At 67.0% G+C, this 13,128-nt stretch carries 12 protein-coding genes; 6 read left to right on the forward strand and 6 right to left on the reverse strand.

Annotated features, from left to right (window positions below):
- The first annotated feature begins 17 nt into the window (after nt 1-17).
- The 5 genes from ACIP5Y_RS17520 (at nt 18) to ACIP5Y_RS17540 (ending at nt 4,536) form a co-directional block, all read left to right on the forward strand.
- Entirely contained in the window at nt 18-1,259 is a 1,242-nt protein-coding gene (locus ACIP5Y_RS17520) for a saccharopine dehydrogenase family protein (RefSeq protein WP_400351145.1), read from the forward strand.
- Nucleotides 1,260-1,452: 193 nt separating this feature from the next.
- Nucleotides 1,453-2,148 carry an ESX secretion-associated protein EspG gene (locus tag ACIP5Y_RS17525; RefSeq protein WP_400351146.1) on the forward strand — a complete coding sequence of 232 codons (696 nt, stop codon included), beginning with the start codon at nt 1,453-1,455 and terminating at the stop codon, nt 2,146-2,148.
- Nucleotides 2,149-2,215: 67 nt separating this feature from the next.
- On the forward strand, nt 2,216-3,070 hold the full coding sequence (locus ACIP5Y_RS17530) for a polyphosphate kinase 2 family protein (protein ID WP_400351147.1): 855 nt from the start codon (nt 2,216-2,218) through the stop codon (nt 3,068-3,070).
- Between the two features lie 108 nt (nt 3,071-3,178).
- Entirely contained in the window at nt 3,179-3,970 is a 792-nt protein-coding gene (locus tag ACIP5Y_RS17535) for a DsbA family protein (RefSeq protein WP_400351148.1), read from the forward strand.
- Nucleotides 3,967-4,536: a vitamin K epoxide reductase family protein gene (locus ACIP5Y_RS17540; protein WP_400351149.1), complete on the forward strand. Its 570-nt coding sequence runs from the start codon at nt 3,967-3,969 to the stop codon at nt 4,534-4,536. The genes ACIP5Y_RS17535 and ACIP5Y_RS17540 overlap by 4 nt, the downstream gene beginning before the upstream one ends.
- Here the strand turns inward: ACIP5Y_RS17540 and ACIP5Y_RS17545 are convergent.
- The gene (locus ACIP5Y_RS17545; protein WP_400351150.1) at nt 4,533-5,654 is read right to left on the reverse strand and encodes a S1C family serine protease; all 1,122 of its coding nucleotides are present in this window, start codon (nt 5,652-5,654) and stop codon (nt 4,533-4,535) included. The genes ACIP5Y_RS17540 and ACIP5Y_RS17545 overlap by 4 nt on opposite strands.
- Before the next feature lie 84 nt (nt 5,655-5,738).
- Nucleotides 5,739-6,470 carry a ZIP family metal transporter gene (locus tag ACIP5Y_RS17550; protein ID WP_400351151.1) on the reverse strand — a complete coding sequence of 244 codons (732 nt, stop codon included), beginning with the start codon at nt 6,468-6,470 and terminating at the stop codon, nt 5,739-5,741.
- Nucleotides 6,471-6,576: 106 nt separating this feature from the next.
- Here ACIP5Y_RS17550 and ACIP5Y_RS17555 point away from each other — a divergent pair, with 106 nt between their 5' ends.
- Nucleotides 6,577-7,629 carry an NAD(P)-dependent alcohol dehydrogenase gene (locus ACIP5Y_RS17555; protein ID WP_400351152.1) on the forward strand — a complete coding sequence of 351 codons (1,053 nt, stop codon included), beginning with the start codon at nt 6,577-6,579 and terminating at the stop codon, nt 7,627-7,629.
- 106 nt (nt 7,630-7,735) lie between these two features.
- Here ACIP5Y_RS17555 and ACIP5Y_RS17560 read toward each other — a convergent pair whose 3' ends face one another.
- From ACIP5Y_RS17560 to aceA, 4 genes are all read right to left on the reverse strand, one after another.
- Nucleotides 7,736-7,858, reverse strand: a complete 123-nt coding sequence (locus ACIP5Y_RS17560) for a hypothetical protein (RefSeq protein WP_400351153.1) — start codon at nt 7,856-7,858, stop codon at nt 7,736-7,738.
- A gap of 65 nt (nt 7,859-7,923) precedes the next feature.
- Nucleotides 7,924-10,233, reverse strand: coding sequence for a 5-methyltetrahydropteroyltriglutamate--homocysteine S-methyltransferase (gene metE, locus ACIP5Y_RS17565; protein ID WP_400351154.1), 2,310 nt, complete (start codon nt 10,231-10,233; stop codon nt 7,924-7,926).
- Nucleotides 10,234-10,490: 257 nt separating this feature from the next.
- A complete protein-coding gene (locus tag ACIP5Y_RS17570; protein ID WP_400351155.1) occupies nt 10,491-11,363 on the reverse strand; it encodes a 3-hydroxybutyryl-CoA dehydrogenase in 873 nt (290 codons plus the stop codon).
- A gap of 442 nt (nt 11,364-11,805) precedes the next feature.
- Entirely contained in the window at nt 11,806-13,092 is a 1,287-nt protein-coding gene (gene aceA / locus ACIP5Y_RS17575) for an isocitrate lyase (protein WP_397014392.1), read from the reverse strand.
- Nucleotides 13,093-13,128: the final 36 nt, after the last annotated feature.

Raw genomic sequence — 13,128 nt, forward strand, 5'->3', positions numbered from 1 at the left:
CCTGACGGGAATGATCTATGGCTGACCGGGAATTCGATATCGTCCTATTCGGAGCGACCGGCTTCGTCGGCAAGCTGACCGCGGAATATCTGACCGGCGCCGCGCCCGCGGGCGCGCGCATCGCCCTGGCGGGCCGGTCCGAGCGGAAGCTGGCCGCGGTGCGCGCCGAGTTGGGGCCGGTGGCCGCGGAATGGCCGCTGGTGCAGGCGGATTCGACGGATCAGGCCAGCCTGGACGCGCTTGCGGCGCGGACGAAGGTCGTGGTCACCACGGTCGGCCCGTACCTGCGTTACGGTCTGCCGCTGGTGCAGGCGTGCGCCGAGAACGGCACGCACTACGCGGATCTCACCGGTGAGCCGCTGTTCATCCGGGAAGGCATCGACCGTTTCGGGGAGCGTGCCGCGCAGACCGGTGCGAAGATCGTGAATTCCTGTGGCTACGACTCGATTCCGTCGGATCTGAGCGTGTACCAGCTGTACAAGCGCAGTGTGGACGACAACACCGGTGAGCTGACCGATGTCACCCTGGTGGCCGCGTTCAAGGGCGGCGTGAGCGGCGGCACCGTGGATTCCGGTCGCGCCATGATGGAGGCCATCGCGGCCGATCCGGCCAAGGCGTCGATCATGTCGCACCCGTATTCGCTGAGCCCCGACAAGTCCCTCGAGCCGGAGGTGGGCCGCCAGACCGATCAGGCGCTGCAGCGGGCCGCGGCCATCGATCCGAGCCTGGACGGCTGGGTGGCGACCTTCGTGATGGCCGCGCACAACACCAAGATCGTGCGCCGCTCCAATGGCCTGCTGGGCTGGCCGTACGGCAAGAACTTCCGCTACCGCGAGGTCATGCGGGTGGGTTCGTCCCCGACCGCGCCGCTGGTCGCGGCCGGTATCGCGGGCGGCATCGTGGCCACCATGGCCACCGGTGCGGTGCTGTCCCGGGTGGCGGCCGGTCGCCGGCTGCTGGACCGTATCGTGCCGAAGCCGGGCACCGGCCCGAGCGAAAAGTCGCGCCGCAGTGGCTGGTTCACCATGCGCACCTTCGCGCACACCACTTCCGGTGCGAAGTACCTGTGCACCTTCGCCGGTCAGGGCGATCCGGGCTACCAGGCCACCTCGGTGATGCTGGGGCAGTCCGGTCTGTGCCTGGCCTTCGACCAACTGCCCGAGCTGGCAGGCATTCTCACGCCGGCCGCGGCCATGGGTGATGCGCTCACCGAGCGCCTGCGCGGGGCGGACATCACCATCGACGTCGAGCGGATCTGACAGCACCGGGCCGCACTCACCTGTGCGCACGGCGGACCCCGTCCGGGACACTTGACGTCCGGACGGGGTCGCTGTCGTTTCGGGCGTGAATCCCGTCACATTTCTTGCGGGTACGTGACGGGGCGCACCCGGGATGCCCCTCCGGTAATGTCGCCGTCGGAGGGTCACCGCAGGAGAGGGGAACTCGCCCACTGTGAAATGGATCCTGACCCCCGACGAATTCGCTCTGGTCTGGACGCGCGAAACGCGCCTGGAACGGCACCCGTACCCGCTCGACACCCTGCCGGGGGCCGAGAACCCGGTCGTGGCACCGCAATTCGGTCCGCGATTTCTGCGCCGGACCGACCCGGATCTGGCCTCGGCGCTGGCCTTGTGCGCGCGCACCGATAACACCACGGTCACGCTCTACGGTGAGCACACCGCCGGGCCGGAGCCCCGGCGGATCCTGGCTTTCGCGGCGGTGGCGCAGCAGCGGGCGGGGATTCTGGTCGCCAAACCGGACACGGTCACGGTGCGGCTGGTCCCGGCCGAGAATCTGGGACGGCAGCTGGTCGAGATCATCGGTTCGGCGCCGGCGGGGCGGGGTGGGGCGATGCGGGAATCGCAGCGTGCGGTGCTGCATCCGGATGCGTCGGCGGCAGCCGCCACCGATGATCGGGGTGCGGACTGCTTCCGCCGGAAGCTGCGGCAGCCGGTGGACGGGCGTGGATTCATCACCGTCACAGTCGAACCCGCGAATCCGCTGTCGCCGCCGACCCGGCATCGCACCTGGATGGATTTCTCGGGCGATGGCCGGTATCTGCTGACCACCGCGAACGATCTGACATTGACGCCGGTGACCGATGACGAATTGGCCGATCATTTGGTCCAGTTGGCCCGAGTTCGTTAACGATCCACCTTCTGTTTTCGGCGCGGTTGCCTGCCCGAAACCCCATTCTGTGTGCTACCCATGACAAATGGCAGCAAAGGCGACATCCTGGTCGAAGCCCGTCACCAAAGTTCTGCGCGCCGATGGTGTGCAGGTGGGGGAGATCGACACGGCGGCAACTCCCGGTTTCAAGGGCAACAAGCAGGACGGGGAGAAACTCCTGCAGGAGCGCGGTGCGGTGCTGTCCGATCTGCAGGAGCGGCTCTACGCCAACGGGCGGACCGGTGACACCCGCAGTGTGCTGCTGGTGCTGCAGGGCATGGATACCGCGGGCAAGGGCGGCATCGTCCGGCACGTGATCGGCTCGGTCGACCCGCAGGGTGTGGACCATGCGGCCTTCGGGGTGCCGACGCCCGAGGAGAAGAAGCATCACTTCCTGTGGCGCATCAAGCGAAAGCTGCCGCGCGGCGGGCAGATCGGCGTGTTCGATCGCTCGCACTACGAGGATGTGCTGGTGGTCCGCGTGCACGAGCTGGTCGCGCCGGAGGTGTGGGGCAAGCGCTACGACGAGATCAACAAGTGGGAGCGGCAACTCGTCGACAATGGCACCACGGTGGTGAAGGTCGCCATGTTCGTCTCCCTCGACGAGCAGAAGAAGCGGCTCGCGCAGCGGCTGGACCGGCCCGACAAGTTCTGGAAGTTCAATCCGGACGATATCGGCGAGCGCGCCTACTGGCCGCAGTACCAGGAGGCCTATCAGGCGGTGCTGGATCGCACCAATACCGAGTACGCGCCCTGGTACGTGCTGCCCTGTGACCGCAAGTGGTACTCGCATCTGGCGGTGACGGAATTGCTCATCGACGCGTTGCAGGGTTTGAAGCTGGATTGGCCGCCCGCCGACTTCGATGTGAACGAGCAGAAAAAGCGGCTCGCGCAGGCGTGATACATGCCGCGCGTCACGAAGTCGACCTGTGCTAGGAATCTCTCAGGTTCACGGGCCAAGATGGGCCCCGACGATTCGTGACAACCGGAAGGCGTGTGGTGAGCGCAAATGAGCAATAAACCGGGTGACCGCAAGAACCCGCTCGCGAAAGCTGCGCGGGCCGACCGAAATCGCAAGATCTTCATCCAGGTCGGTGTGGCGGTCGTGCTGCTGGGTCTGGTCGCGGCCATCGGTATCGGCCTGGCGATGCGCAAGTCGGACAACAACAAGAACAGCACGGCGGCGACCGGCAGCTTCGCGCCCACGGTCACGCACGACGCGAGCGCGGGCCCCGTTCCCCCGAACGTCACTCCCGGCGGCGCCATCACCATCGGCAACCCGAACGCGAAGGTGAAGATCCAGGTCGTGGCCGACCTGCAGTGCCCGGCCTGCCAGATGTTCGAGCACTCCAACTCGAGCACCCTGCAGCAGGAAGTGCAGAGCGGTACGGCGACGATCCAGTACAACATCATCTCGTTCCTGGACCGCTCCTCGAACGGCAACAAGTACTCCTCGCGCGCCGCGAACGCCGCGTACGTGGTGGCCGCCAGCGACCCGACGAAGTTCCAGGCCTGGCTGGGCACCATGTACGAGAAGCAGCCGCCCGAAGGCGCCAACGGCATGACCGATGATCAGCTGATCGCGATCGCCCAGGCCGCCGGCTACACCGATCCGTCGGTGGCCGCGGATATCAAGTCCGACAAGTACGCCTCCTTCGTGACCGATGAGACCAAGGCGGTGTTCGCCACCGGTCTGCAGTCGACCCCGTCGGTGTGGGTGGACGGCAAGCAGGTCAACGATCCCAAGGCGCTGATGACCACGGACGGCATCAAGTCGGTCATCGAGGCCGCGGCCAAGTGATCGTCTCGGCTCCACCCAGGTCCGCGTGGGCGCTGCTGATCGGAGCTCTGCTCGGCTGGGCGGCGTCGGTGACGCTGCTGGTCGAGAAGTTCAAGGCGCTCACCGAGCCGGGGTACAAACCGCTCTGCAGTATCGATCAGGTGGTGGCCTGCACCACGGTGATGGATTCCAAGCAGGCGTCGCTGTTCGGGTTCCCGAATCCGATCATCGGTGTGGTCGGGTTCTCGGTGGTGGTCACGCTCGCCGTGATCGCGGTGTGCGGCATCGGTTTTCCCCGCTGGATGTGGGGCGGACTGTGGCTGGGCCTGTTCGCGGGCATCGTCGCGGTGGTCTGGCTGGTGTATCAGGCCGTCTTCGAGATTCACGCCCTGTGCCCGTGGTGCATGGTGGTGTGGACGGTGCTGCCGGCCATGCTGGCCGTGACCACGAATGTGCTGTGGGGTAATTCCCGCGGGTTCGTGCAGGTGATCGTGGAGTGGCGGTGGACGCTGGTCGCGCTGTTCTACGCGACGATCATCCTGATCGTGTACATCCAGTTCCAGGATTACTGGGATTCGCGTTTCTAGTTCGGCGGTCCGACGGTGAGCGTCACGCTCACCGTTTTCCGGCTGCCGGACGGGTCGCTGATGTCGAGCCGCACTACATCGTCCGGTTTATGGGCGTTGAGTGCGGCTTTCAGCATTTGCGAGGACGTGATGGCGCGGCCGTCGAGGGCCGTGATCACCTCGCCCTCGGTGAGTCCCGCTGTGTACGCGGGCAATCCGTAGATGGCGATATCGATGCGCGCGCCGGTGGGCCGGGCGTCGGAGGTCATGATGCCGAGGGTGGCGGTGGGGCCGATGTGCACGGTGTCCGTCGGTGTGCCGGAACGGATCTGGCGGACCACGTTCATGGCGGTATCGATGGGGACGGCGTAGCCGGTGGGTCCGCGGCCGATGGCCTTCTGCAGATCACCGGAGGCGGCGGTGATGACGCCGATGACCGCGCCGTAGCGATCCACCAGGGCGCCGCCGGACTGCCCGGCCGCGACGGCCGCGGCCACTTCGATCATGTCGTGCAACGACTTCCGGGACAGGTCGGCCTCGTTGCGGGCCACGATGGAGCTGTCCAGATCGGTGATGGAACCGCCGACCGCCGTCGGTGATCCGGTGCCGCCGGCATTGCCGATGGCCAGCACCTGATCTCCCAGTTGCAGGGGTGCGGAACTGCCGATGCGGGCGACCGGCAGCCGGTGCGCGCCGGCCAGTTCGAGCAGTGCGATATCGGCGCCGGAGTCGTAGCCGGCGACGGTGGCCTGATAGGTGGCGCCGGTGCCGATATCCGAAACCGTCACGGTGTCAGCGCCTTTGATGACGTGCTGGCTGGTGAGTATCTCGCCGTCGGCGGTGAGCACGATGCCGGATCCGGCCGCGCCCAGGCCGTAGGGGCGGATACCGGCGGTGACGTTGACCAGCGCCGGTTCGGCCAGCTGCGAGACCAGGGTGGTATCGAGCGGCGGCAGCGACGGGCCGACCAGGCTGGCGGTGGTCTCGTCGGGGCCGAAGGACAGGCGGGGCAGGTCGCCGCGGTAGCCGAGGAAGCCGGTGACGCCGAGCACGATGACGAAGAGGAGGGCGAGAAACTTTCCGCCCCAGCCGGATCGGCGGCGGCCGGTGCGGGTCGCGCGGCGTGCGTCGTCGTGCATGGGACCCTCCGACTGCCGGTCGCCCGTCGGCCCTGGGCGTTTCTTCCTTCTGGTGTACCAGTATTTCAGTGGATCAGGGCTGTTTCAGTGGCTGAATGCAGCGATGGCCAGCATGAATGCGAGCCCGGCGAGGGTGCACAGCAGTGGCCCCTTGGCGGGTTTGCCGGCGTGTGCCTCGGGCAGGATATCGGCGGTGGCGAGGTAGAGCAGGAACCCGGCGAAGTACCCGAGATACAGCCCGACCAGTCCGCTGGGCACCCGTACCAGCGTCCCGATCACCGCGCCCACGACCGGCGCCACCGCATCCAGGCCCAACATGATCAGGCCCTGCTTGCGGGCATTGCCGTACAGCGTCGTAATGGTGAAAGTGTTGAAGCCGTCGGCGAAGTCGTGGCAGATGACCGCTATGGCCACCGCTATCCCGATCGACTCCGCCGCCTGGAATCCGAATCCGATGCCGATACCGTCCAGCACGCTGTGGAACACCAGCCCGGCCCCGGCCAGCAGCCCGACCGATTCGAATCCGTGGTGGTGCGAACCGAATTCGTCCTCGTGACCGGTGTGGATGGCGACCGACTTCTCCAGGATGTGCACGGTGAAGAAGCCCACCACCGCCGCCAGCAGCGGCACCGGTACGCCGAGCGCCTCGCAGCGGTCGGCCGCGAGGGCCTCCGGCATCAGATCGAAGGCCACCACGCCGAGCATGACGCCCGCGGCGAGACCGAGCACCAGCCGTTTGCGCTCACCGATGCGCACCGCCACCAGTCCGCCGATGAGCGTCACGCACATGGAGACGCATGCCAGCAGGATCGCCATCGTCCCAGCATGCCGAGGGTTTGCCGATTGCCGGGCGTGCCGCGCCGAGCGTGTGAAACGGGGCCCGCCGTAGATAGCCGACGAGTGCGGGAGTAGCAATGAATGCATGAGCAATGCAGCCGCTTATGCCGTATCCGCCCCGGACGGGCGATTCGAAAAGGTCACCATCGAGCGTCGTGAGCTCGGCCCCCACGATGTACTGATCGACGTGAAGTACGCCGGTATCTGCCACTCCGACATCCACACCGCGCGCAACGAATGGCGCGGCACCAGCTACCCCTGTGTTCCCGGCCACGAGATCGCCGGCCTCGTCGCCGCCGTCGGCTCGGAGGTCACCCGCCACCAGGTCGGTGACCGGGTGGGCGTGGGCTGCATGGTCGACTCGTGCGGCCACTGCGAGCCGTGCCTGGCGGGCGAGCAGCAGTACTGCCTCAACGGCACCGTCTGGACCTACAACACGAAGGTGCCGGCGGAGCAGCAGGCGGGCGGGTACACGCTCGGCGGCTATTCGACGCGCATCGTGGTGACCGAAGGCTTCGTGGTGTCCATTCCGGAGGGCATCGGGCTGGATGTGGCCGCGCCCCTGCTGTGCGCGGGCATCACCCTGTTCTCGCCGCTGCGGCACTGGAACGCGGGCCCGGGCAAGCAGGTCGCCATCATCGGCATGGGCGGGCTCGGGCATGTGGGCGTGAAGATCGCCGCGGCCATGGGCGCGGAAGTCACCGTGCTGAGCCACTCCCTGTCCAAGGAGGAGGACGGCCGCAAGTTCGGTGCGCACCACTACTACGCGACCAAGGACCGCGACACCTTCAAGAAGCTGCGCGGCAGCTTCGATCTCATCATCAATACGGTGTCGGCGGAGCTGCCGATCGAGCAGTACCTGCGACTGCTGAAGCTGGACGGCAGTCTGGTGGCGCTGGGCCTGCCCGAAACCCCGTACAGCATCAATGCTTCCACGCTGGCGGGCTTCCGGCGCTCGCTGTCGGGTTCCATGATCGGCGGTATTCCGCAGACCCAGGAGATGCTGGATTTCTGTGCCGCGCACGGGATCGGCGCGGAGATCGAGGTCATCTCGGCGGATCGGATCGACGAGGCGTACGACCGCGTGGTGGCCAGCGATGTGCGGTACCGCTTCGTCATCGACACCGCCACCATCTGACCGCACACACGATTCCGCTACCCGTCAACTGACGGGCCGGGTGGGCCCGCGCAGCGGGCTCACCCCCGTCGACCAGTTCACGCCCGACCCGCCCGCGGACGGACCGTCAGTTGCCGGTCTTCCACGGCGGGTCGGGCGTGACCTGGTCACCCTTCTGGTTGTACGAGTCGTTGTACTGTTTGGCCGTTTCCGGGTCGTCCTGCTGGTTGCCCTTGCCCGTCGGATCCATGGTTGCCTCCTCGATCGGAAAACCGTGATCCCCACGCTAATTCGCGCTTCATGACGGGTTCGTGATCAGGCCTCCCGGGCGGCCTCCGCGCGCCGGCGGACGCGGCGGGCGGCCGCGACCATATTGCGCAGGGACGGGTCCAGCTGCCAGTGGTGACGGGTCTTGAGGCCACCGTCCGGGTTCGCCCACAGGCGTTCCGGAGTGACGGCTTCGGCTGCGGCGGTGAGCTTTTCGTCCAGCTCGTCGATGTCCGGGATGCGGGCCGAACGGGACTCGTAGACACCGGGGCCGACGCCGTGGGTGAGGCCGCGGCCCTCCGCGGTGTCCTCCTTCAGCGCCTCCAGGACCCATTCGGTGGAGCGGGTCGCGACGATGGCGGTCACGTCGCAGTCCAGTTCCTCGATGGCCTGCAGCACGTCGCCGCGGCTGGAATAGCCGATGTGCGTGTGGATCTGGGTCTCCGGCCGGACGCCGGAGGTGGCCAGCTTGAACGCGCCCACCGCCCACCGCAGGTATTCGGCGCGGCCCTTGGGCCGCAGCGGCAGCAACTCCCGGATGGACGGCTCGTCCACCTGGATGATGGTGATGCCCGCCTTCTCCAGGTCCACGACCTCGTCACGGATGGCCAGCGCCACCTGATCCGCGGTATCGAACATCGGCTGATCCTGCCGCACGAACGAACGCGCCAGCATGGTGACCGGACCGGTGACCATGCCCTTGACGGGCTTGTCGGTGAGCGACTGGGCGTAGCTGGTCCACGACACCGACATCGGTTCGGGCCGGGCGACGTCGCCGTACAGGATCGGCGGTCGCACGCAACGGGATCCGTACACCTGCACCCAGCCGTAGTGGGTGGTGGCGAAGCCGTCCAGCAGCTCCGCGAAGTACTGGATCATGTCGTTGCGCTCGTGCTCGCCGTGCACCAGCACGTCGAGGCCGATGTCCTCCTGCAAGCGGATGGTGGACTCGATCTCGGCTTCGATGATCTTGCGGTAGTCGTCGTACGACAGCCGCCCCTCGCCGAGGTCGTGCCGCGCCTGCCGGGCCGCGGTGGTCTGCGGGAAGGAGCCGAGCGTGGTGGCCGGCACCAGCGGCAGTGACAGTTTGGCCTGCTGCGCGATCCGGCGGGTCTCGTACGGTTCGCGTTCCCGCATCTGCGGGGTGACGGCGTACACGCGCTGCCGCACGGCGTGCTTCTGCTTGAAGTGCACCGAGGTGGGCCGCTTGCGCCACTTCTCCGACGGGCCCTCGGTGAGCGCCTTGGCCAGCGAAACCACTTCCAGCACCTTCTGTTTCGCGAAGGCGAGGCGGTCGGCGACGGGGGCTTCCAGCTCGTATTCGACAAGCAGGTCGTAGGGCACGTGCAGCAGGGTGGCGCCGGTGGACACCACCATGTCGGGGCACACCTGGGCGAGCGCGTGCAGGTATTCCAGGGTCACGTGCCGGTCGGCGCGCCACACATTGGTGCCGCTGATGACACCCGCGTACAGCCGCTTGCGGCGGATGCCCGGAATCTCCGCCAGGTCCTCGGGCCGCACGCGATGGCTGGCCAGGTCGAGTCCGATGGCCTCCACCGAAGTGCGGCACAGGATTTCGATGGCCGCACCGAAGTCGCCGTACTGGCCGGTGACCAGCATGCGCGGGCGCAGCGGCGCCTTGGACAGCTGGGCGTAGGTCTTCTCGAACAGTTCCAGCGTGGACGGCGAGCGTTCGGCGGTGAAGCAGGGCTCGTCGATCTGCACGCAGGTGGCGCCGCGCTTGGCGAGGATCTCGAACAGTTCCTCGTACACGGGTAGCAGCTTGTCCAGCAGCACCAGCTTGTCGAATTCGGTCTGGCCGGGCACATGTCCGGTCTTCGACAGCAACAGCAGGGACAGCGGGCCGAGCACGACGGGACGCAGTTCGATGCCGGCCGCCTTGGCGCGGTCGAATTCGTCCAGCAGCGACTCGGGGTGCAGCGAGAATTCGGTGTCGGTCTCGAGTTCCGGCTGCCGGTAGTGGTACGGCGTGTTCAGCAGCCGGACCAATTCGAGCGGCGGCAGGTCGGGACGGCCGCGAGCCATGAGGAAGTAGAAATCCAAGGGGTGCAAGCCTTCTCGATAGGGCTCGAACCGCTTGGGGACCGCGCCGAACAGCAGCGCGTTGTCGAGAATGTGATCGTAGAAGGAGAAGGTGTTGCCGGGGACCTGCGTCAACCCGGTGGCGGCCAGCTCCAGATACTGGCTCTCCTGAATTTCGCGGCCGACGGCGATGAGCTCGTCGCGCGACAGCGTGCCGTGCCAATAGGACTCCAGCGCACGCTTGAGTTCCCGGTGCGGACCGATCCTCGGGTAGCCCAGGATGCTGGACCCGAAGCCATCGGTGACGTTGACCATGAGCGGGACACTCCTTCCAAGCCGCGGGCCGGAATCGACCTATTTGCAGCTTATGCCCGGTGAAGGTGGACGCCGCCACATGCCCGGCAACGTCCACCCTGTGAAAATGCTCCAGCGAGCTCCCGACGCGACAACTGATCTCGCGAGATGGGGGTAACTCCCCGGGTACGTCCAAAATCGGTTCGGCACCCAACCGCCGGCACGGGTGGCCGGCGTCGACGGCTCTCGGCCGCCCGCTGAGTACGCGGAGAGGCGGGCTAGCCCCGGTTGTACTGGTAGAAGCCGGCGCCGGTCTTCTTGCCCAGGAGTCCGGCTTCGACCATGCGCATGAGCAGCGGCGGGGCCGAGTACAGGGGCTCCTTGAACTCCGCGTACATGGAGTCGGCGATGGACTTCACGGTGTCGAGGCCGACCAGGTCGGTGAGCGCCAGCGGGCCCATCGGGTGGGCACAGCCGAGCACCATGGCCTTGTCGACGTCTTCCTTGGTGGCGAAACCGGATTCGACCATGCGGATGGCCGACAGCAGGTACGGCACCAGCAGCGCGTTGACCACGAAGCCGGAGCGGTCGGCGGAGCGCACGACCTGCTTGCCCAGGATGTCGGCGGCGAACTGCTCGGCGCGCTTGGTGACGGCCTCGGTGGTCTTCAGGGTGGTGACCAGCTCGACGAGCGGCAGCACCGGCACCGGGTTGAAGAAGTGCATGCCCACGACCCGCTCGGGGTTGTTGGTGGCCACGGCGATCTTCATGATCGGGATGGAGGAGGTGTTGGAGGCCAGCACCGCGTTGGGGTCGGTGACGACCTTGTCGAGTTCGCTGAAGATGGCGGTCTTCACATCTTCGTTCTCGACGACGGCCTCGACCACGAGCTGGCGGTCGGCGAAGTCACCCAGGTCGGAGGTGAAGCGCAGCCGCCAGGCCGTCTGCTCCCGCTCCCGCTCGGTGATCTTGCCGCTGGACACCCCACGGTCCAGCGACCGCAGGATGCGAGCGCGGCCGGCGGCGGCCAGTTCCCGGGTCTGTTCGAACACGAGCACATCGACGTGTGCCCGGGCGCAGACCTCTGCGATTCCCGCGCCCATCTGTCCGGCGCCGATAATGCCGACGCGCTGAATCTTTTCGCTGCTCACTGCCCGCTCCGTTCCGCCTCCCCGCAACTTTTGCGGGCGGCTGAGTGCCGTTGCTACTCCTGCATCCGTACCTGCGTCAGGTGCCGAACCAATTTCGGTCGTACCCGGCGAGTTACCCCGACCGTCACGAAATCAGTTGTCTCGTACCGAACGCCGCAGCTCGGCCTGCATAGCTGTTGTGAAGGCGTCGGACTGACTGCTCGACCCTGCGCCTTCTTAAGGTCTTCGTTGTTCGAAAGATCTTCTCTTCGAACGGTATAGGGAAATGCCCTCCCCGTCGGGGCTGTCGACGGGAAGGGCGGGTGAACACCGCCGGGAGGGGGCTTGCCTCCCCTCCCGGCGGGTTCTGAGGTCCCGGGCGGCGGAAGGTGTGATGCGACTGCCGTCCGGGTTGTGTCCTCGGAACCTGAAGTGGCTCACTGGTTCATGAGCCGCTTCGAGATCAGTGGAACTGGCCCTCTTCGGTCGAGCCCTTCAGCGCGGCGGTCGAGGTGTTCGGGTCGACCGTGGTGGCGATGGTGTCGAAGTAGCCGGCGCCGACCTCACGCTGGTGCTTGGTGGCGGTGTAGCCACGGGCCTCGGACGCGAACTCGCGCTCCTGCAGGTCGACGTAGGCGGTCATGCCCTCGCGGGCGTAGCCGTAGGCCAGGTCGAACATGGAGTAGTTGAGGGCGTGGAAGCCGGCCAGGGTGATGAACTGGAACTTGAAGCCCATGGCGCCCAGCTCGCGCTGGAACTTCGCGATGGTGGCGTCGTCCAGGTGCTGCTTCCAGTTGAAGGAAGGCGAGCAGTTGTAGGCCAGCAGCTGGTCCGGGAACTCGGACTTCACGGCCTCGGCGAACTTGCGGGCGACCTCGAGGTCCGGAACGCCGGTCTCCATCCAGATCAGGTCGGAGTAGGGGGCGTAGGCCTTGGCACGCGCGATGCAGGGCTCGATGCCCTTCTTCACGTGGAAGAAGCCCTCGGCGGTGCGCTCACCGGTGATGAACGGCTGGTCGCGCTCGTCCACATCGGTGGTGATGAGGGTGGCGGCCTCGGCGTCGGTGCGGGCGATGACCACGGTGGGGGCATCGGCGACGTCGGCGGCCAGGCGCGCGGAGGTCAGGGTGCGGATGTGCTGCGAGGTCGGGATGAGGACCTTGCCGCCCAGGTGGCCGCACTTCTTCTCGGAGGCCAGCTGGTCTTCCCAGTGGGTGCCGGCGGCGCCCGCGGCGATCATGGCCCGCTGCAGCTCGTAGACGTTCAGCGCGCCACCGAAACCGGCTTCGCCGTCGGCGACGATCGGGACCAGCCAGTTGTCGACGGCGGTGTCGCCCTCGGTCTTGGCGATCTCGTCGGCGCGCAGCAGCGCGTTGTTGATGCGGCGGACCACGGCCGGAACCGAGTTGGCCGGGTACAGCGACTGGTCCGGGTAGGTCTGGCCCGCGAGGTTCGCGTCGCCGGCGACCTGCCAGCCGGACAGGTAGATGGCCTTCAGGCCGGCACGGACCTGCTGGACCGCCATGTTGCCGGTCAGCGCGCCCAGCGCGTGGATGTAGCCGTCGCCGTTGACACCCTCCCAGAGGATTTCGGCGCCACGGCGGGCGAGGGTGGCCTCTTCGACAACGCTGCCCTGGAGCTTGACGACCTGCTCCGGGGTGTAGTTACGGGTGATGCCCTTCCAGCGCGGGTTGGTGTCCCAGTCCTTCTGGAGCTCCGCAGCGGTCTTCGGGGTGCCGACGTTCGACATCTCTGACTCCACTTCTTCGTTCGGTCTCGGTTGCCC

The sequence above is a fragment of the Nocardia sp. NPDC088792 genome, assembly GCF_044750615.1.
GTDB lineage: Bacteria > Actinomycetota > Actinomycetes > Mycobacteriales > Mycobacteriaceae > Nocardia.

Coding starts and splice junctions, on each gene's coding strand:
- ACIP5Y_RS17560 (WP_400351153.1), bottom strand. CDS start 7,858: ATGGATCCGACGGGCAAGGGCAACCAGCAGGACGACCCGGAAACGGCC.
- ACIP5Y_RS17550 (WP_400351151.1), bottom strand. CDS start 6,470: ATGGCGATCCTGCTGGCATGCGTCTCCATGTGCGTGACGCTCATCGGC.
- ACIP5Y_RS17545 (WP_400351150.1), bottom strand. CDS start 5,654: ATGCACGACGACGCACGCCGCGCGACCCGCACCGGCCGCCGCCGATCC.
- ACIP5Y_RS17535 (WP_400351148.1), top strand. CDS start 3,179: ATGAGCAATAAACCGGGTGACCGCAAGAACCCGCTCGCGAAAGCTGCG.
- ACIP5Y_RS17555 (WP_400351152.1), top strand. CDS start 6,577: ATGAGCAATGCAGCCGCTTATGCCGTATCCGCCCCGGACGGGCGATTC.
- ACIP5Y_RS17530 (WP_400351147.1), top strand. CDS start 2,216: ATGGCAGCAAAGGCGACATCCTGGTCGAAGCCCGTCACCAAAGTTCTG.
- ACIP5Y_RS17520 (WP_400351145.1), top strand. CDS start 18: ATGGCTGACCGGGAATTCGATATCGTCCTATTCGGAGCGACCGGCTTC.
- aceA (WP_397014392.1), bottom strand. CDS start 13,092: ATGTCGAACGTCGGCACCCCGAAGACCGCTGCGGAGCTCCAGAAGGAC.
- metE (WP_400351154.1), bottom strand. CDS start 10,233: ATGGTCAACGTCACCGATGGCTTCGGGTCCAGCATCCTGGGCTACCCG.